The organism is Williamsia herbipolensis (assembly GCF_036153515.1).
In the GTDB taxonomy this organism is placed as follows: Bacteria; Actinomycetota; Actinomycetes; order Mycobacteriales; family Mycobacteriaceae; genus Williamsia_A; species Williamsia_A herbipolensis.
In genome coordinates, this window is the sequence record NZ_CP108021.1 from 2,718,203 (window position 1) to 2,737,189 (window position 18,987).

Sequence of the window (18,987 nt, forward strand, 5' to 3'; positions counted from 1 at the left end):
AGGTTATCCACCGAGTTATCCACAGCTGGGGAACGACAGAACGGTGCCCCTGCGGAGGTGTCGAAAGGGTCGAACGATCTCGACCCGAGGTCGAGACATGGGTGCCCGGGAGCGGTAACGCGATCAGGTTCGCGAGCGCTGCTTGATGCGCGCGGTGAGTTCCTGTACGTAGTCGTAGACCTTGCGGCGCTCGGCCATCTCCTTGCGGATCTTCTTGTCCGCGTACATGACCGTCGTGTGATCACGATCGAAGGTTTCGCCGATCTTCGGCAGCGAGAGATCGGTCAGTTCGCGGCACAGGTACATCGATATCTGTCGTGCCTGGGCGAGCGACCGTGTCTTGCCGGGCCCACGCAGCTCGTCGACGCTGATGCCGAAGTACTCCGCGGTGATGGCGAGGATGGCCGGGGCGTTGATCTCGACGTTGCCGGTGTCGGGCAGGAGGGCCTGCAGGACGATCTCGGCCAACGCCAGGTTCAGCTCGGCGTTGTTCAGTGATGCGAAGGCGGTCACGCGGATCAGCGCACCCTCGAGTTCACGGATGTTGCGCTCGATCTTCGAGGCGATGAGCTCCAGCACGTCGTCGGGGACCTGCAGGCTGTCCATCTGCGCCTTCTTGCGGAGGATGGCGATGCGGGTCTCGAGCTCGGGTGGCTGGACGTCGGTGATGAGGCCCCACTCGAATCGCGTGCGCAGCCGGTCCTCGAGGGTCGCGAGCTGCTTCGGCGGGCGATCCGACGACACCACGATCTGTTTGTTCGCGTTGTGGAGGGTGTTGAAGGTGTGGAAGAACTCCTCCTGGATGCCCTCTTTGCCGACCAGGAACTGGATGTCGTCGACGAGGAGCACGTCGACGTCGCGGTAGCGACGCTTGAACGCCACCCGACGGTCGTCACGCAGGGAGTTGATGAAGTCGTTGGTGAACTCCTCGGTGGACACGTACTTCACGCGCATCCCCGGGAACAGCCGCTGGGCGTAGTGACCGGCCGCATGCAGCAGGTGGGTCTTGCCGAGTCCCGATTCACCCCAGATGAACAGCGGGTTGTACGCGCGTGCCGGTGCCTCGGAGATCGCGACCGCGGCCGCGTGGGCGAAGCGGTTCGACGCGCCGATGACGAAGGTGTCGAACGTGTACTTGGGGTTCAGGCTGCTGGGCTCACCGGGACCCGGATGGAAGTACGTCGACCAGTCACCGTCGGCGGATCGGCCGTCGGCCGGCGGTAGACCGCTGCCGAGGACGCCATCGATCCGGGGGGTGTCGTGGAGGTAGTCGTTCGCGTCACGGCGATCGGCGAACGTGTCCGGGAGCGTGTTCAATGCGGCGCTCACGTCGAGAGGCGTGTGACTCCCGGTGGAGGACTCCGCGTCGGGATCGATGCGCACACCGAGATCGACCTCCGCGCCGAGGTGGCGGCTCAGTGATGCCCGGATCGGCTCCCGGAGGGTGCGTTCGATCTGCTCCTGGACGAGGGCCGACGGCACCGCCAGCAACGCGAACCCCTCGGCGAGAGTGAGCGGCTGCACCAGCGACAGCCATGCCTTCTGCTGTCGGGTGAGGGAATCACCGAGGGTGTCGTCGGTGGTGAGCTCCACGAGCACCTGTTGCCAGATGTCACCGAAGGTGTCGCGGTCGGAACTCATCGTGACCCCTCCTCGAGGCGGCAATCGTCCAAGGTGGGCCGTACCGCGTGGCCCATCGTCGCCTACCCACCGACGTTTGTCCACACGGTTATCCACAGGTGTGGACAGATACGGAAGAGGCGTCGACCAGGCCGAACCATCTCGGCGCCGACGACATCGGGTGGTCGGTGACGACCACGGCGACCGGTTGTCCCCAGGTCGCGCGATCGGCGATCAACTCTCCGCCGAACGATGTGCTCGTGGAAAGCTAACAGACGTCCGACGGACTCTCAACCGTTTGCCACGCACATTTCGGGCCGCAGATCACGGCACCCGGCGTGTACGGCGTGTCGCCGCAGGTCGGGTCGATTGCACGCGCCCTGGGGCACGGTGCTCGACAGCTCCGCGGCGGTTTGACCGGCTCCGAGACGGTCAGTACTCTCGAACGGTCGCCGAGGTGTGGGTCTCTCGTGCGCGTCGCCTGCTCGGAGGCTCCTCGATCTCATCGTGGTGTGCCGGTCGTGGTGGATGTGCGCGGACACGACCGAACCCGGCATGAGACCACCAGATAAACGGGTGTCGAGGGCGCATGTCCTCTCCGGCGCCCCGACAACGAGGAGTTCCCGTGGCCAAGGGCAAGCGGACCTTTCAGCCGAACAACCGTCGCCGCGCGCGCGTGCACGGCTTCCGTCTGCGCATGCGGACACGTGCCGGCCGTGCCATCGTCAACGGTCGTCGCCGCAAGGGCCGCGCGGGCCTGACTGCCTGATTCGTCACGTCCGTACGCGTCGACTCCGGCGCGTGCGCACTGTCGAATGCACCGGTGCTCGCCCGACATCAGCGGATCTCACAGAGGTCCGACTTCAGTCGCACACTTCGACACGGGGTGCGCGTCCGTCGTCGTGACCTCATGACCTATGTCCTGGTCAGCCCGCAGGCGTGGCCGGACCCCCGTGGTGTCCGCGTCGATGTCGCCGAACCCCGTGGTCCCCGGGTGGGTCTGATCGTCAGCAAGTCGGTCGGCAACGCGGTGGCCAGGCATGCGGTCGCGAGGCGCCTGCGTGCTGCGAGTGCCGACGCACTCGACGGTGTCACCACGCCGGCGACCGTTGTCATCCGCGCCCTGCCGAATGCGGGGAAAGTCCCGGAAAGTGTTCTCGCGGAACAGGTGTCGGCGGCCATCACACGATCAGGTCTGGCGGCGTCGTGAACCCCGGCAGCTGGTTGCGGCGGTCACTGATCTTTCTGGTGCGTGCGTACCAGACGTGGATCTCCCCCACCCGCATGCCGAGCTGCCGCTTCGAACCGACCTGCAGCACCTATGCCGTCGAGGCGCTCACCGAATGGGGTGCGATCCGCGGCGGAGCACTCTCCGTGTGGCGCCTCCTCAAGTGCGGGCCCTGGCACAAACCCGGCTACGACCCCGTCCCCGAGCGGAACAGGCACCATGGACTGGTGACCGGTGCGCAGACCGGCGATGATCCCGACCCCCGCGTCCCCGACGCTGATCTATCGAGCGTCTCCGACGCAGTGAGGAGCAACTGACACCGTGCTCAACTTCATCTACTGGCCGGTCTCGGCGATCATGTGGGTCTGGCACTGGGTCTTCAGCCACATCCTCCCCGACTCCCCCGGCGGCAGCGGCATCGCGTGGGGACTCTCGGTGATCTTCCTCGTGTTCACCCTGCGCGCGATCCTCTACAAGCCGTTCGTGAAGCAGATCCGCACGACGCGGCAGATGCAGGAGATCCAGCCGCAGCTGCAGGCGATCCGCAAGAAGTACGCCAAGGATCGCGTGAAGATGACCGAGGAGATGCAGAAGCTCCAGAAGGAGCACGGGTTCAACCCCCTGCTCGGGTGTCTCCCGATGTTGGCGCAGATCCCGGTGTTCATCGGTCTGTTCCACGTCCTGCGGTCGTTCAACCGCATGGGAACCGGCTTCGGCCAGCTGGGGATGAGTGCCGAGCAGACCCGGTCGATCGGCAATTACGCCTTCAATGCCGACCAGGTCCAGAACTTCCTCGACGCCCGTCTCTTCGGCGTCCCGCTGTCCGCGGCGATCTCACAGCCCAAGTCGGAGTGGGTCGCGTTCAGCGCCGACGGCGTCATCGACTTCACGCGTAACCACATCATCTACCTGGTGATCCCGCTGGTGATCATCTCGTCGATCGCCACGCACATGAACTCGCGGGCGTCGGTCGCCCGTCAGGGCGCAGCAGCTCTGGAGAACCCTCAGACCGCGATCATGAACAAGCTCGCGCTCTATGTGTTCCCCCTCGGCATCCTGGTGTCCGGTGCGTTCTTCCCCGTGGCCATCCTCCTGTACTGGGTGAGCAACAACCTCTGGACCTACGGCCAGCAGCACATCGTCTTCAACCGCATCGAGAAGGAAGACGCGGAGAAGAAGGCGGCCAAGCAGGAGAAGCTCAAGGCCAATGCACCGAAGCCCGGCGCCCGGCCCGACCGCGCGAAGAAGAAGGCAGAGCCCACGACGGCGCATGCCGCTGATGCGAACGGTTCCGCGGTGAACGGAAACGGCACGGGTACGAACGGCAACGGATCGTCACCGAACCTGTCCAAGAGCAACGGCAAAGCGGCGGGCGGCAGTGCCGTGAACGGCAGTGCATCCAACGGCAGCGGTTCGAACGGATCGGGTGGTGGATCGAAGGCCGGCGCGGGAGCGAAGCCGCGTCCGGGTCAGAAGCCGACGTCGACACAGCAACGCAGACGCAAGCGACGCTGACCTCTCCGCGCCATCCTCGCGCGACCGCCACGATCGGTCGCCGAACAGACTTGTACACACACGATTCGAAGGTGAGAACACATGACGGCAGAGACGAGCGACGCCGACGTCGCCGAGATCGAGACCACGGACGACGTCGTCGCCGACGACACGATCACTCCCGAGACTTCACCCGTCGCGGAGATCGCGGAGGGCGACGACTCCGGTGATGGTGAGGACCATCTGGTGGAGGAAGGCGAGGTGGCTGGTGACTACCTCGAGCAGCTGCTCGATCTCCTCGACTTCGACGGCGACATCGATCTCGACGTCGACGGCGACCGCGCCATCGTGAGCATCGACGGTGGACGCGATCTGGTGAAGCTCGTCGGCAAGAACGGTGAGGTCCTCGACGCGCTCCAGGAGCTGACCCGTCTGGCCGTGCAGCAGGCAACCGGCGAGCGTTCACGTCTCATGTTGGACGTCGCCAGCTGGCGTGCCGATCGTCGCCAGCGCCTGTCGGCGCTCGGCTCGGAGGTCGCCCACCGCGTCGCCGAGAACGGTGGCCGCGAGGAGCTGGATCCCATGACTCCGTTCGAGCGGAAGATCGTGCACGATGCGGTCGCCGCTGTCGACAGTGTGATCAGCGAGAGCGAGGGCGTCGAGCCCAAGCGCCGCGTCGTGGTCATCAAGCGCTGACCTCTCCCCCACTCGACACCCACAGGGCCCCGGTTCCGCCGGGGCCCTGTGGCGTTTCTGTCCCACCCCGGAAAGGATGTTTCACGTGAAACACGATGCCGAGTTCGAGAGCCCCGATATCGCCGCCGCGGCCCACACGCTCTTCGGGCGGCGGATCGACGCTGCCGCGACCTACCGCGACTTCCTCGCCGACGCAGGCGTGGTGCGCGGACTGATCGGCCCGCGTGAGGTCGACCAGATGTGGTCCCGGCACGTGTTGAACTGCGCAGCCGCGGGAGAGGCCATCGCCTCCGACGCTCGCGTGGTGGACATCGGGAGTGGTGCCGGTCTTCCGGGCATACCTCTTGCTCTGGCTCGACCGGACCTTCGGATCACGCTCGTGGAACCCCTGCTGCGTCGGCATGAGTTCCTGACGGAGATCGTGGGGATACTCGAGCTCGATGTGCGGGTGGTGCGCGGGCGTGCCGAGGACAAGGACGTCGTCTCTGCCGTAGGCGGCGCCGATGTGGTGACGTCCCGCGCGGTCGCACCGCTGGACCGTCTGGCGCGGTGGTCGCTGCCGCTTCTCCGGGCCGGCGGGGAACTCGTCGCCATCAAGGGTTCCTCTGCCGGAGACGAGATCGAGAAGCATCGCGCCGCGTTGTCGAGGTCCGGGTTGGGCGACCTGCGCGTGGAGTCGTGTGGTGCCGATACTCTTGCCGTGGCGACGACGGTGGTCCGCGGCGAGTATCGCGGCAAGCCCGGTAAGCGCCGATGACGATGGCCGCGTCGAGAGTGCGATCACGTCTGGTCGATGGGATTGGTGTGGTGTGGAGGTTGGGCGCAGAATGTTGAGCAAGCGGGGTCGAAGGAGAGTGGCTGTGGGACAGGTTCCACCCGACGGAGGTGCTCCCTCTGGCGCGGTTGTCTCGGAGGCCCAGCCTCATGTTTCACGTGAAACACCATCGGACGGCGCGAAGGCGACACCGGCGAACGTTTCACGTGAAACCACGGAGAAGTACCACGACACCCCGATTGCCGCGGCGGCCGAGCGCGCGAGTCAGGTCCTCACCAAGGGGATGGCGGGCCGACTCCCCCGGCCCGTCGAACCCCGCATCATCACGGTCGCCAACCAGAAGGGCGGCGTCGGTAAGACGACGACGTCCGTCAACATCGCGGCCGCCCTCGCTCTGCACGGTCTGGGCGTGCTCGTCATCGATCTCGATCCGCAGGGCAACGCGAGTACCGCGCTCGGGATCGACCACCGTGACCCCGAGATCTCCTCTGTCTACGAGTTGCTGCTCGGTGAGATCACGCTGGCGGAGGCCATGCAGAGGTCGCCGGCCCACGAGCGGTTGTTCTGCGTCCCCGCGACGCTGGACCTCGCCGGCGCCGAGATCGAACTGGTGTCGATGGTCGCGCGCGAGACCCGACTGCGCAACGCGATCGACCTCGAGACCATCCGGGCACACGACATCGACTACGTGATCATCGACTGCCCGCCCTCGTTGGGATTGCTGACCGTCAACGCGATGGTGGCAGCCCGGGAGGTCCTCATCCCCATCCAGTGCGAGTACTACGCGCTGGAGGGTGTCGGTCAGTTGCTGTCGAACATCGAGCTCGTCCAGGCGCATCTCAACAAGGACCTCTGGGTGTCGACCGTCCTTCTCACGATGTACGACGGACGCACCAAGCTCGCCGACCAGGTCGCCGACGAGGTGCGTCGACACTTCGGCGACAAGGTCCTCACCACGGTGATCCCCCGCAGTGTGAAGGTGTCGGAGGCTCCCGGTTTCGGGATGACGATCATCGAGTACGACCCGGGTTCACGTGGCGCCATGAGTTATCTGGACGCCGGGCGGGAGCTCGGGATGCGCGCATCGGCGACACGACAGGAGGACGGCACCGCATGACACAGCGCAAGGGCGGCCTCGGTCGAGGACTCGCAGCATTGATCCCCACCGGCCCCGACGAGGGCCCACGCCTGGGAGCCGCAGCCGCAGATGTCGTGCTGGGCGAGGCGCCGCGCAAGGGCGGCGCAGCCCGCACCGCCGCCGCGGTTCCGGCCGCGGAATCGCCCGAGGACGCTGCGTCGGCGGCGGGGGCGGTGTACCGGGAGATCCCACCCACCCACATCCAGCCCAACCCGCAGCAGCCCCGGACGGCCTTTGACGAGGAAGCCCTCGCCGAGTTGGTCCACTCGATCCGTGAGTTCGGGTTGATGCAGCCCATCGTCGTCCGTCGTCTCCCCTCCCCTGTGGGTGATGTCGCCTTCCAGCTGGTGATGGGTGAGCGTCGTTGGCGAGCCAGTCAGGTGGCGGGTCTGACGGCGATCCCGGCGATCGTCCGTGAGACCCAGGACGAGGACATGCTCCGGGATGCACTCCTGGAGAACATCCACCGGGTGCAGTTGAACCCTCTCGAAGAGGCCGCGGCCTATCAACAGCTGCTCGAGGAATTCGGCGTGACGCACGACGAGTTGGCGACGCGGCTGGGACGTTCTCGGCCCGTGGTGACCAACATGATCCGACTGCTGAAGCTGCCGATCCCCGTGCAGCGTCGAGTGGCTGCCGGAGTCCTGTCGGCCGGCCACGCCCGCGCACTGCTGTCGTTGGAAGGTGGAGCCGATCTGCAGGAGGCACTCGCGGCGCGAGTCGTCGCCGAGGGCATGTCGGTCCGCGCCACCGAGGAGGCGGTGACTCTCGCCAATCACGACGGACCGGCGGCAGCGCCGAGTACGCCCACCAAACGCAAGCCGATGCTGATGCCGGGTCTGCAGGACGTGGCCGAGAAGCTCTCCGACCGCCTGGACACCCGCGTGACGGTGTCGCTCGGCAAGCGGAAGGGCAAGATCGTGGTCGAATTCGGCTCGGTCGACGACCTCGAACGCATCGTGGACCTGTTGGCCGAAAACGGTGCGAAGTGACCGTGTCGAACAACGTACTCCGGTCAAGGAGCGAAACGTCACTGTGACGCTGAGGTACCGCCGGACGCCCGCAACGCTCGACAACCGTTGTGCCGCAACGTATTCGCAAGATGATGCCTCTCGCGGTCGCGCCACGTGCGCCCCGGGCGACGGGAGGGGCTGATGAGCGTCTCGATCAGCCCGCTCCGGCTCGACGGCTTCGAGTCGCTGCCGACCCACATCCGCCAATGCATCTTCTGGGAGGTCGATCCGGTCGGGATCCCCGGCCCCGAGAGCGGCTACGTCATCGACAGCGAGTTCGACAAAGAGGCATGGGTCTCGATGGTGATGCTCGACTGGGGCAAGTGCGCTCAGGTGGCGGTCGAGTCGACAACGGGTCGCACCATCGGCACGGCGTTCTACGCACCGCCCGGTCGCGTGCCCCGCGCCCGACTGTTCCCCACCTCCCCCGTCAGCGCCGACGCGGTGCTCCTCACGTCGGTGCGCGTGGACGCCGGCTTCGAGGGAACGGCGGAGTCCTTGGTGGCGGCGGTCGTCGCCGATCTCGTCGAACGCGGCGTACGCGCGGTCGAGTCCTTCGGCATCGTCCGCTCGGCGGGCGACGAACCCGACGACCTCGCGCCTGCGAAGCCCGGCCTCTCCGATCCGTCCTCCACCCTCTGCCCGGGATGCATGACCGACGCACACTTCCTCACCGACGTGGGCTTCGAGCTCGTCGCCCCGCACCACCGCTTCCCGCGGTTCCGTCTGGAACTCGACGAGGGGTTGGGGTGGAAGTCGGCGGTGGAGAGCGCACTGGCAGGGCTGGTCGTGATGGCGACGATCGACGCGACCGGCCGGGAGCGGACCGCGGTACCGGTGGGCTGACGCCGCGGTGCCGCGGCGGGCAACCGCTCAGCGGGCGATGTGCTCCGACGCCAGCAGGTCGGCGAAGGTGTAGGTACCGGTGGGCCGGTCGTTCTCGCCGAGCAGGTAGAGCCGCTTCACCGCGACGAGGATGGCGTCGGCGATGGTGTCGCGGATCTGGGGGTCATGGAGTGCGGCTGCGTCGTGCGGGTTCGTGATGTATCCGATGTCGATCTGCGTGACCGGCATCCGCGTCAGACGCAGGATGTCCCACGTCTTCGGGTGACTCCGACAGTCGCGCAGAGGAGTGCGCGCCACGATCTCGCGTTGGACGAACCCCGACAGGGAGTCGCCGATCGTCGAGACCGAGCCCGCAGGCGTGCCGAAATAGAACGTGGCGACGCCCCCTGCGGTCGGGGACTTGTGGTGCGCACACCGGAGTGCGATCACCAGGTCGGCGTCGAAACTGTTTGCGGTGCGGGCCCGTTGGGCATCGTCAGGGTTGTCCGACACCGATCGCGAGAGGAATGTCTCCACCCCGGCGGCCGCCATGCGACCTTCGAGCCGGTTCGCGAGATCCCACAGGATGCTCGTCTCGAGCGCTGCGGCCTCCGGACCCACGGCGGCGTCGACCACCCCGTTGCCGGGATCGATGACCACACGCTTGCCCGACAGCTGGGGGCCCGAGCGCCGGACCGACTCCTGCTCGCGGATGGCGTGCGGCGAACCGCCGGTGACCTTGGTGCCGAGGTTGTCCAGCGACCGGAGCGTGTCGGGGCCGCAGATGCCGTCGGGGGTCATGCCGTACTCGCTCTGATACGAACACAGCGCCGTGTGCGTGGACTCGCCGAACTGGCCGTCGACGAGACCGGTGTAGTAGCCGAGATTCTGCAGCCGCGACTGCAGGGTCGCGACGTCGTCGCCGTTCATGGGCGCCGACAGGGTGTAGGTGAGAACCCGCGCGCCGAGGCGGTAGGACGCCTCACGCAGTACTCGATAGGTGGCCGGGCCGACGATGCCGTCGGCGATGAGGCCACGATGCTGCTGGAAGGTGCGCACCGCGTGCTCGACCTCGGGGTCGAAGACGGCGGGGCCGTCGAGCGTCCCGGCCTCGGCGCTGTGACGACCGCCCGCGGCGGTGGTGTCGGTGAGGAGACCCTGCGAGGTGAGGATCGAACGGATCTCGGCGACAGCAGACCCCTGATCACCCAGGCGGTACAGCGCCATCACCACAGCCTCTCTCGCACGTCGACGGCTCGGAGTGCACATCGACATCACAGTGTCTCAGGTCGGTGGTCCCCTGACCAACACGCTGCGTCAGGTGCCCACACGCCATCGGGTGCGCGCGACGAATGCCACGCACACCCGATGAACGTAGGTCGGCCGAGCCCGTCGGCCGGTGGATCAGACCGCGGGCTTCTCGGCACCGAGGACGGTGTCGAGCTCGCGCAGCAGCGCGGCCTTGCCCTTGGCCCCGACGATCGTCTTGGTCGGCTGACCCTTCTCGAAGAGGATCATCGTGGGGATCGACATGATCTTGAAATCCCGTGCGACATTGGGGTTCTCGTCGACATCGAGCTTGGCGACGGTGAGCTTCTCACCGTTGTCGGCGGCGATCTCCTCGAGCACCGGGGCGACCATCTTGCACGGGCCGCACCAGGTGGCCCAGAAGTCGACCAGCACCGGCTTGTCGGCGCCGAGAACCTCGGACTTGAAGGTCGCGTCGGTGACGACGACTGTGTTTGCACCCATTGTGTGTTCCTCCTCTAGTGGAAACGTGGCGTGTGGTCCGGAGACGGCGGTGTGCCGATCCGGAGGGATGTGGTCAGGCGAGTGATGCGACCGCGACGTCGGCGGTGACGTGGGTGGTGGCGTCGGCGCGCTCGGCGAGCCACCGCTCCGCGTCGATCGCCGCACTGCACCCGGTACCGGCCGCGGTGATGGCCTGGCGGTACCGGTGGTCGACGAGGTCGCCGGCGGCGAACACACCGTCGACGCTGGTCGCGGTGGTGCCGCCGACGGTGCGGACGTATCCGTCGTCGTCGAGGTCGACCTGCCCGGCGACCAGACCGCTGCGCGGATCGTGGCCGATGGCCACGAACATGCCGGTCACGTCGAGTGTCGACGTCTCACCGGTCACGGTGTCGACGAGTTCGAGGCCGGTGACCGACGTCTCCCCCAGCACGCGGTTGATGCCGGCGTTGGTGACGAAGCGGATCTTCTCGTTGGCCTTGGCGCGCTCGAGCATGATCTTCGACGCACGGAACTCTTCGCGACGGTGGACGAGGGTGACACTGCGGGCGAACTTCGTGAGGAAGGTCGCCTCCTCCATGGCCGAGTCGCCGCCGCCGATGACGGCGATGTCCTGGTCCTTGAAGAAGAAGCCGTCGCAGGTGGCACACGCGGAGACGCCGCGCCCCAGCAGATCCGACTCGCCGGGGACGTCGAGGTAGCGGGCCGCGGCACCCATCGCGAGGACCAGTGCGCGGCTGCGGTACACCTCGCCGCCGACCTCGACCTCCTTGATGTCACCGTCGGCCCGGATGACGTCGACGTCCTCCATCCGCAGGTCGGCACCGAAGCGCAGCGCCTGCTCGCGCATCTCGTCCATCAGCGCCGGGCCCTGGATGCCCTGCTGGAAGCCCGGGAAGTTCTCGACCTCAGTGGTCGTCATGAGCGCACCGCCGAACTGCGTGCCCTCGAAGACGACGGGTGCCAGTTCGGCGCGTGCGGCGTAGACGGCGGCGGTGTATCCGGCCGGTCCGGATCCGACGATGATGAGGTCGTGGATCGTCTCGGTCCCTGTGTCGCTCATCTGTCCTCTTTCCACGTGCGTGATCGGCTGATTCAACACAAGGGTAAGGGGATCTGTTCCCGTCGCCTCACCTCGTCGGTGGGGTGCCCCCGATGCGTTGTCGGCTGATCAGCGCCGGTCGGCCGGTGTCGCAGTCGGTGCCCACGACGAGGGCGTCGAAGCGCCCGGCCTGCCCGGTACCGAGCAGGACGACCGTGCGCCGACCACCGTCGACGGTGAGGGTGCCCGAGCCGAGGACGGGTGTGGACGGTGCGACGCCGTTCGCGGACAGACATCGCCGCAGGCGCGCGGCGTCGGTGGGGCCGTCGAACGACGCCCCCGATCTCCCCAGTACAGACAGCAGGGCCACGGGCGAGGTGGCGGTTCCCGCGGTGTCGCCGGACGATGTCGGGGCGAGCTGGGGCGACGTGACCGACGGCTCGGCGTTGGTGACGGTCCCCTGCGACGACATCGACGCCGTCGAGATCGCCACCACCAGCGTGACCACGGAGATCACGGCAGCCGCGGCCAGCGCGATGAGCAGACCGCGACGCCGGCCGGCATCGCGCAGCCGTGCCCGAGCATCGGCGAGCGACTCGACCTCACCATCGGTTGCGGCGTCGCCCTCCGTGGCCGTCGAGCCCCCCTCGAGGCTGGCGAGTGTCGCCTCGATCGCCGCGCGGACCGCGGCCGGTGGCGGTTCGTCGGCCACCGGGGCGGACGCGAGATCGGCGCGGGTGGCGTCGAGGGCGTCGAGGACGCGTCGGGCGGCGGGATCGGCGCGCACCCGCGGCCACAGGGCGGCCGCCTCGTCCTCGGGAAGGGCGCCCGCGTGCAGATCGGCGACGAGGTCGACGGGGAACGGAGGACCGGGATGCGGGGCGGAGGAGTCGTCGGTCATCGTGCCTCCTGTTCCCTGCTCGCAGTTGTCGGTGTGTCGGCGCCGGTGACCATCCGCATACCCATCAGACGCCGACCGGGATCGATGGGTTCCCGCCGGGTGGCACATCGTCGGGTTCGCGGAGATGACCGAGGGCGACGGCGAGCTTGGCGCGGCCCCGGGCGCATCGACTCTTGATGGTCCCGGTGGGGACACCGAGGATCGCGGCGGCGTCGGTGACCGAGTAGCCCTCGACGTCGACCGCCACGACAGCCTCGCGCTGGTCGGCGGGCAGTGTCGCCAGTGCGCGGTCGACGGCGAGGCGGGTGTCGATCTCGGCGGTCGCGTCCCGCGGATCGGCCAGGGCCGGGATGTCGAACTCCGGGATGGGGACGGTGTGTCGCAGGGTGTTGTGGCGGACGCGGTCGAGCGCGCAGTTGACGACGATGCGGTGCAGCCACGACCGGACCTGCGCGTCGGCCCGGAAGGTCGCGGCGTTGCGGTGCGCCTTCAGCAGGGCCTCTTGCAGAGCGTCGGAGGCGTCCTCGGCGTTGTGGCTGCTCCGGCGGGCGACCGCCCACAGGTAGTTCTGGTGGCGTCGGACGAGGTGGCCGAAAGCCCGCGGGTCCCCGCCGAGATGCGCGGCGAGCAACTGCTCGTCGGTCGGCGTCCGGGCAGCCGACGACGCCGTCGTGTCGGCGCCTGTCCCCGCATCGGTCATGGTCAGCCACGGTAGTGGAGTGCGCATCGTCGCGATCGGCGAGCGTGGCGGCGCCTGTGGATCGATTCCTGTTGTGGATCAGCCGGCGGCGCCGTGATCGAGCGCCGCGCGCCAGAGGTCGGCGATCACGGTGGCCGTCGGCACCGCGCGGGCGGCGGCGAAACCCTCCCCGGCCCACAGCGTGATGGCCTCGGCGTCGTCGGCGGCCGTCGCCGCGCGCCGGATGGGGCCGGTCAGGGTGTTGAGCTCGGGAAACACCGATGGCGCGAGGTGGCCGAGTTCGTGGTGGAACCGGTTGGCGAGTCCACGGGCGGGGCGTCCCGAGAACGCCCTGGTGAGCACGGTGTGCGCCGGCGAACCGGGTTCGGTCGCCGCGGCCAGGGCCCGACGGTACGGGGCGCTGGTGCCCGCCTCGGGGGTCCGCAGCAGCAACGTGCCGATGCCGACGGCCCGGGCGCCGAGCCCGAGGAGCTGTGCGACGTCGGATCCGTCGGCCACTCCCCCGGCGGCGATCACCGGTGTCTCCACGGAATCCACGATCGCCCGGAGGAGGTGGTCCAGTGACTCCTCCGGCGGCGTCTGCGCCACGGTGAAGGTCGAGCGGTGGCCGCCCGCGGCCGGCCCCTGCACCCAGAGGATGTCGGCGCCGCGCTCGACCGCCGCGTGCGCGTCGGCAACGGTGGTGACCGTCACGACGACCGCGGCGTCGACCTCGTGGAGGCGGGCGACCTCGTCGGGGCCGGGCAGCCCGAAGGTGAACGACACCCACGGGACCCGCCGGTCGACGACGACGTCGAGGGCGGTGGTGTACTCCGCGGTCGAGAACGACGGCACCTCGGGCACCGTGACCCCCGCAGCCTGCGCCCAGGGCGTGAGAGCCTCGATGTACCGAGCGACGCCCGCCGGATCGGTCTCGTGCGCTCCCGGGGCATCCGGCACGAAGAGGTTGGCGCCGAAGCGCCGAACGCCGCGCTCGCGGACGGCATCGATCGAGGCCCTGATCTGCTCGGCCGACCGATAGGCGGTGGCGAGGAAGCCCAGCCCGCCTGCCTCGCCGACCGCGACGACGAGATCGTCGGTGGTGGGTCCGCCGGCCATGGGGGCACCGACGAGCGGGACGGGGAGATCGCGCAGTTGTGCACTCACCCCGGCGACGCTACCGCCGTGCCCGCGGGCTGCCATCGGGCGCCCACACCCCGGACGAACCGCGCCGGAACGAGCCCACGAGGTGGGTGTCGACGATGCCCAGCGCCTCCATCAGTGCGTACATCGTGGTCGGACCGACGAACCGAAAACCTCTGCGTCGCAATTCCTTCGACATCGCCACCGACTCGGGCGACGACGTGGGCACCTCGGTGATCGTCTCGGGGGTGGGGGTGCGCTCGGGCCGGAACGACCACAGCAGCGACACCAGTCCCCCGTCGACGGTGTCGCGTAGGGCGATCGTGGCGGCGGCATTACCGATGGTGGCCTCGATCTTGCCGCGGTGGCGGATGATCCGTGCGTCGGTGAGGAGACGCTCGACATCGGTCTCGCCGAACGCTGCGACGGTGTCGACGTCGAAGTCGCAGAACACCTCTCGGAACGCGGGACGCTTGCGCAGGATGGTCGCCCACGACAGCCCCGACTGGAAGCCCTCGAGACAGAGACGTTCGAAGTGGGCCGACTCGCCGTCGACGGGCATGCCCCACTCGGTGTCGTAGTAGTCGCGCATCATGCCCGGCGTCACCGCCCACGGCGGGCGGGCCAGTCCGTCCTCGCAGACGGTCACACCGAGGGGATCGTCGGTCAACTGCCCATGCTGATCTGGCTGATGGTCCCCTGGAACCCACCGCGCGAACTCTGCGGCAGGGAGGTCAGCCACACCAGGACGTACGGGGCCGAGCGCGGCTGGCCGATGGTGATCGTGGTCGTCGGGCGGTCGATCGTCGCGGTGGCGACCTGGGTCGTCTCGTCGAATCCCGCGGACGCCGAGGGCGACATCCGGATCTGCAGTGCGATACCGGGGTTCGGTGTTCGGACCGTCACCGTGCGGACCGCGGCCGCGCGATCGAGCGCGAACATCAACCCGAGGCCGTTCTTGAGATTGCCGAAGCGGGGTCCGCCCCGATAGGTGTCGGTGCTCCACGCCGGACCCTGCCCGGTGATGATGTTGCCGACGTTCGTGCTCGAGTCGGCGGTCTGGTTGGAGTAGTCGACCACCGTGACCGACCGCAGGCTCAGGGCGCCGGCCGGTGCGGCGGCGGCGCCGGACTGACCGGGCTGCTCCGACGAGGTGATGATCGAGTTGATGTCGGTGGGCCCGTTCGACGAACCGACGGTGTCGGTGAGCCAGACGATCAGCGCGATCACGAGCAGCAGGATCACCAGACCGGCCGCGGCGGCGATCGCGAGGACGCGCATCGAACGCGGTGAGCGGTCGGAGAGCGACAGACGTGACCCACCACGCCCCGCGGCCTGGGGCGAGACGTTGGTGGCGGGTGCCGGACGCTCGGTGTCGTCACCGATGACGGGCATGAGGTCGGTCTTCTGGTCGACGACCGTCGCCTGGTCGAGGACGTGTTGGATCGTTGCGGCCGTGCGGATCCCGCTGTTGCCCTCCAACGCCCGTGCCGCGACGGCGGAGATCTCGAACGGTACGTCGGCGCGGACGGCGCGCGGTTCCTTCGGGATGCCCGCGGCCGACGGCTCGGCGACCGGCAGCCCACCGATCGGTTCGCCGGTCGTCGCGCTGGTGATGGCCTTCGCGGCACCGTCGGGATCGAGGGGCCAGTGCGCGAGGAGCAGCGCGTAGAGCACCGCACCGAGTCCGCGCACGTCGGTGGTCTTGTCATCGCCGGCGATGGTGCCGGGGAAGGCCAGCACCGCGTTGCCCTCACGGGAGATACGGATGCGGTCGGGGTGGTCGATCGACAGCGAGCTGCCGGTCCTGTGCGCGGCCTCCGCGGCTGCGGCCAGGGCACGGACGGCGCGTGCGGCGCCGACGGGAGACGGATTGGTCTTGGCGACCTCGGCCAGCGAGGAGCCCGACACCCACTCGGCGACCACGATGCCGCCCGACGATCCGCGGACCACGTCGAGAACACGGGCGATACCGGGCGAGTTGACCCGACCCAGTCGCAGGGTGCGCGACAGCACGGCCTGCGGTCCGTCACCGCGAACACCCTGGGCCGCACCGGGTTCCGGTGGCGGCGAGGTCTGATCGGCGTCGACGAAGGTCAGGGCGACGTCGCGGTCGAGGTTGATGTCGCGAGCCCGCCAGAACTGCAGTCCGCGCGTGCCGCCGTGTGCCTGCAGGAGTCGGTAGCGGCCGCCGGCGACCGCGGCACCCGGCACGAGGCGCGGCCCGCGACGCGGCGGTCCACCCGTCGGTGTCGGAACGCCGGCAGGGCTCGGGCCGGTCGGAGGAGTCGGTGCCGCAGGCGGATTCGCGTCGGCCGGGGCGGCAGGACCGGGAGCACCGACCGCGGGTTGGGCCCGGGCGGCGGTGTCATCGGCGGTCGGGGCGGCGTCGGGTCGCGACGGTGGTCCGTCGGGCCGCAGGGCGCGCAGTCGGGGATCGGTGTTCACCGATCCCGGGAGATCGTGCAGACCACCGTGATCGACATCGCGCTCCGCGCCGCGGTTGACGTCGTGCTCCGCACGGGGATCGACGTCACGCTCCGCGCCGGGGTCGACCTTCTCCGGGTCGACGCGGTTGTCACCCACGAGGCCAACTCCTCTCCGTCGATACCGCAGATCGCGAGGCGCATCGGGCGACGATCCACCCACCGCACCACCGGTGTGTACCGAATATGCCTGCCAGCTGGCTGTACCGCGATCGAATCGCCGCAACACCTGTACCTGCCCAGAATAGGGGAGGCTCTCGTCACCGGTGATCCGCGGGAACGCGACGGTCATCTCGGCGATGGATTCGTCGGCCGCCTGCGAACGCGGCGCGACGGCCGGGATGAACCGGCCCAGCATGCGCCGGACGCTGACGCTGACCGCGATCACGTCGGGGATCCGTAGGAGGACCAGTGCGGTGTAGACGAGCCCGAGGGCGACGATCGCGGTGAAGACGAGGTAGGCCAGCGACCCGATCTTGCCGTGGTCGGAGGCGAATCGGTGCAGGCCCGACGCCTGCGACACGCCCCACACGAGCGCGCACCCCCCGATGGACGCGGCCAGGGTGAGCAGGGTGGTCCGCGAGACGTTGGTCATGCGGATCCGCCCGAGCCGACGTCGGAGCAGCATGTGCCCGACGATCGCCCCGACGACGTATCCGAGGCCGTTGGAGAAGGCGAGCCATCGGACCACGGTCTGACCGTCGTCGAACAGCACGGGCCCGAGGTACGACGACACCGACTTCACGACGGTGATGCCGACCGCGATGGCCGTGGGTGTCCATGCGTCCTCGCGGGCGTAGAAGACACGCAGCTGCACCAGCGTCATCGAGTACGGGATGATCGTGAACGCACCCCAGCTGAGCACCGACCCCAGCTGGTCGGCCGCCGACAGGTCGAACCGCCCGAAATTGAAGATCGCGATGGCGATCGCCGGTCCGAAGAACGTCATGAACGTGATGATCGGCACCAGCGCCACCATGGTCAGACGCGTCGACAGCGACAGGTCGTCGACCACCGAATGGGTGTCCTTCGCCGCGGCGTTGCGCGAGAGCCGCGGCATGATCGCGGTGAGGATCGTGACGCCCAGGACGCCGTAGGGCAGCTGCAGCAACTGCCAGTGGGTCGCGTAGACGCTCACGCCGGAGGCATCGGCGTGCGATGCGATCCGGTAGGTGATGAAGAACCCGACCTGCAGCACCGCGACGTAGAGGACGATTGCCGCGGCCATCCGTCCGAACGCCCGCAGGCGGGCGTCGAGCCCCCACCGCAACCGCAGCCGCACCCCGGCGCGACGAAGTGCAGGCAGGAGGATCGCAGCCTGGCACACGACGCCGAGCGTGGTGCCGACACCGAGGACGAGCAGCTTCGCGTCGCCCATCCGGACGGGGTCGAGTGAGATCTCGCCGGGCATCAGGGCGAACACGATGAGGGTGGCGATCTGGACGACGTTGTTGCAGACGGGCGCCCAGGCCCCCGGACGGAACGCGCCCTTCATGTTGAGGATGGCGGTGAACAACGCCGACATCCCGTAGAACAGGATCTCCGGCAGCAGCAGATAGGCCAGTGCGGTCGCGAGATCGCGGTTGACCTCGCCGTCGCCGAGGTTGAGATAGGTCAGCAGTGGCGCGGCCACCAGCGCGACGACCGTCGCGACGCCGAGGGTGGTGAGGGCGAGGGTGAAGATCCGGTTGACGAAATCCTCACCGCCGTCGGGATCCTCGGCCTCGGCACGCACGAGGACCGGGATCACGATCGCGGTCAGCACCGCGCCGAGAACCACCTCGGCGACGATGCTGGGCAACACATAGGCGGCCTGGAACGACGACGCCGTCGCGGCGCCGAGCGACGCCAACACCAGGATGGTGCGGACGAAACCGCTGATCCGACTGATCAGGGTGGCCAGCGCGATCGACCCACTCGTCCGCAACACGCTCGCGTCGGAGTCGTCCGGCCGAGGGCGGGCGTCGCGCTGCGCCGACGCGCCGGCGGCGGATTTCCGGGCCCGGATCGTCTCGTCGCTGATCTCGACCTCGCCGATGTCGCCCGGGTCGGCGTGCGGTGGGGCCGAGATCGCCATCCGGCGGGTCGGCGGGTCGACGGTGTCGTCCCACTCGGTCCCGTCCCATCCCGTCCGGCGACCGGCCACCTCGAACGGCGGTGGTCGACGCCGCGTGCCGGTCGTCGGGGAGGCGTTG

18 protein-coding genes are annotated in these 18,987 nt (G+C 68.6%); 9 read left to right on the forward strand and 9 right to left on the reverse strand.

Annotated elements, in window-relative coordinates:
• Nucleotides 1–123: 123 nt before the first annotated feature.
• The gene (gene dnaA, locus OG579_RS12200) at nucleotides 124–1,641 is read right to left on the reverse strand and encodes a chromosomal replication initiator protein DnaA (RefSeq protein ID WP_045824939.1); all 1,518 of its coding nucleotides are present in this window, start codon (nucleotides 1,639–1,641) and stop codon (nucleotides 124–126) included.
• Between the two features lie 604 nt (nucleotides 1,642–2,245).
• Between dnaA and rpmH the strand changes: the two genes are divergently transcribed.
• From rpmH to OG579_RS12245, 9 genes are all read left to right on the forward strand, one after another.
• Entirely contained in the window at nucleotides 2,246–2,389 is a 144-nt protein-coding gene (rpmH, locus tag OG579_RS12205) for a 50S ribosomal protein L34 (RefSeq protein ID WP_045824938.1), read from the forward strand.
• Between the two features lie 54 nt (nucleotides 2,390–2,443).
• Nucleotides 2,444–2,830: a ribonuclease P protein component gene (rnpA, locus tag OG579_RS12210; protein ID WP_045824937.1), complete on the forward strand. Its 387-nt coding sequence runs from the start codon at nucleotides 2,444–2,446 to the stop codon at nucleotides 2,828–2,830.
• Complete coding sequence (gene yidD / locus OG579_RS12215) at nucleotides 2,827–3,165, forward strand: membrane protein insertion efficiency factor YidD (protein ID WP_328856139.1); 339 nt, start codon at nucleotides 2,827–2,829, stop codon at nucleotides 3,163–3,165. Before rnpA ends, yidD begins: the two co-directional genes overlap by 4 nt.
• A gap of 4 nt (nucleotides 3,166–3,169) precedes the next feature.
• Nucleotides 3,170–4,363 carry a membrane protein insertase YidC gene (gene yidC / locus OG579_RS12220; protein WP_328856140.1) on the forward strand — a complete coding sequence of 398 codons (1,194 nt, stop codon included), beginning with the start codon at nucleotides 3,170–3,172 and terminating at the stop codon, nucleotides 4,361–4,363.
• Between the two features lie 81 nt (nucleotides 4,364–4,444).
• Nucleotides 4,445–5,038 (forward strand): Jag family protein, encoded by a 594-nt coding sequence (locus tag OG579_RS12225; RefSeq protein ID WP_328856141.1) that lies wholly within the window; start codon nucleotides 4,445–4,447, stop codon nucleotides 5,036–5,038.
• 76 nt (nucleotides 5,039–5,114) lie between these two features.
• The gene (gene rsmG, locus OG579_RS12230) at nucleotides 5,115–5,795 is read left to right on the forward strand and encodes a 16S rRNA (guanine(527)-N(7))-methyltransferase RsmG (RefSeq protein WP_328856142.1); all 681 of its coding nucleotides are present in this window, start codon (nucleotides 5,115–5,117) and stop codon (nucleotides 5,793–5,795) included.
• Between the two features lie 301 nt (nucleotides 5,796–6,096).
• A complete protein-coding gene (locus OG579_RS12235) occupies nucleotides 6,097–6,930 on the forward strand; it encodes a ParA family protein (protein ID WP_408068670.1) in 834 nt (277 codons plus the stop codon).
• A complete protein-coding gene (locus tag OG579_RS12240) occupies nucleotides 6,927–7,943 on the forward strand; it encodes a ParB/RepB/Spo0J family partition protein (RefSeq protein WP_328856143.1) in 1,017 nt (338 codons plus the stop codon). Before OG579_RS12235 ends, OG579_RS12240 begins: the two co-directional genes overlap by 4 nt.
• Nucleotides 7,944–8,105: 162 nt before the next feature.
• Entirely contained in the window at nucleotides 8,106–8,810 is a 705-nt protein-coding gene (locus OG579_RS12245) for a hypothetical protein (RefSeq protein ID WP_328856144.1), read from the forward strand.
• Between the two features lie 27 nt (nucleotides 8,811–8,837).
• On the opposite strand, the gene OG579_RS12250 is transcribed toward OG579_RS12245, so the two are convergent.
• The 8 genes from OG579_RS12250 to murJ form a co-directional block, all read right to left on the reverse strand.
• The gene (locus OG579_RS12250) at nucleotides 8,838–10,016 is read right to left on the reverse strand and encodes an N-acetylmuramoyl-L-alanine amidase (protein ID WP_328856145.1); all 1,179 of its coding nucleotides are present in this window, start codon (nucleotides 10,014–10,016) and stop codon (nucleotides 8,838–8,840) included.
• Between the two features lie 177 nt (nucleotides 10,017–10,193).
• Entirely contained in the window at nucleotides 10,194–10,541 is a 348-nt protein-coding gene (gene trxA, locus OG579_RS12255; RefSeq protein ID WP_328856146.1) for a thioredoxin, read from the reverse strand.
• 73 nt (nucleotides 10,542–10,614) lie between these two features.
• On the reverse strand, nucleotides 10,615–11,604 hold the full coding sequence (gene trxB, locus OG579_RS12260) for a thioredoxin-disulfide reductase (protein ID WP_045824929.1): 990 nt from the start codon (nucleotides 11,602–11,604) through the stop codon (nucleotides 10,615–10,617).
• Nucleotides 11,605–11,671: 67 nt separating this feature from the next.
• On the reverse strand, nucleotides 11,672–12,484 hold the full coding sequence (locus OG579_RS12265; RefSeq protein ID WP_328856147.1) for an anti-sigma factor family protein: 813 nt from the start codon (nucleotides 12,482–12,484) through the stop codon (nucleotides 11,672–11,674).
• Between the two features lie 64 nt (nucleotides 12,485–12,548).
• A complete protein-coding gene (gene sigM / locus OG579_RS12270) occupies nucleotides 12,549–13,184 on the reverse strand; it encodes an RNA polymerase sigma factor SigM (protein ID WP_328856148.1) in 636 nt (211 codons plus the stop codon).
• A 78-nt stretch (nucleotides 13,185–13,262) separates the two neighbouring features.
• Nucleotides 13,263–14,330, reverse strand: a complete 1,068-nt coding sequence (locus OG579_RS12275) for a nitronate monooxygenase (protein WP_328856149.1) — start codon at nucleotides 14,328–14,330, stop codon at nucleotides 13,263–13,265.
• Nucleotides 14,331–14,340: 10 nt separating this feature from the next.
• On the reverse strand, nucleotides 14,341–14,976 hold the full coding sequence (locus tag OG579_RS12280; RefSeq protein WP_328856150.1) for a DNA-3-methyladenine glycosylase I: 636 nt from the start codon (nucleotides 14,974–14,976) through the stop codon (nucleotides 14,341–14,343).
• Nucleotides 14,973–18,869 (reverse strand): murein biosynthesis integral membrane protein MurJ, encoded by a 3,897-nt coding sequence (gene murJ / locus OG579_RS12285; RefSeq protein WP_408068822.1) that lies wholly within the window; start codon nucleotides 18,867–18,869, stop codon nucleotides 14,973–14,975. The genes OG579_RS12280 and murJ overlap by 4 nt, the downstream gene beginning before the upstream one ends.
• Nucleotides 18,870–18,987 lie beyond the last annotated feature (118 nt).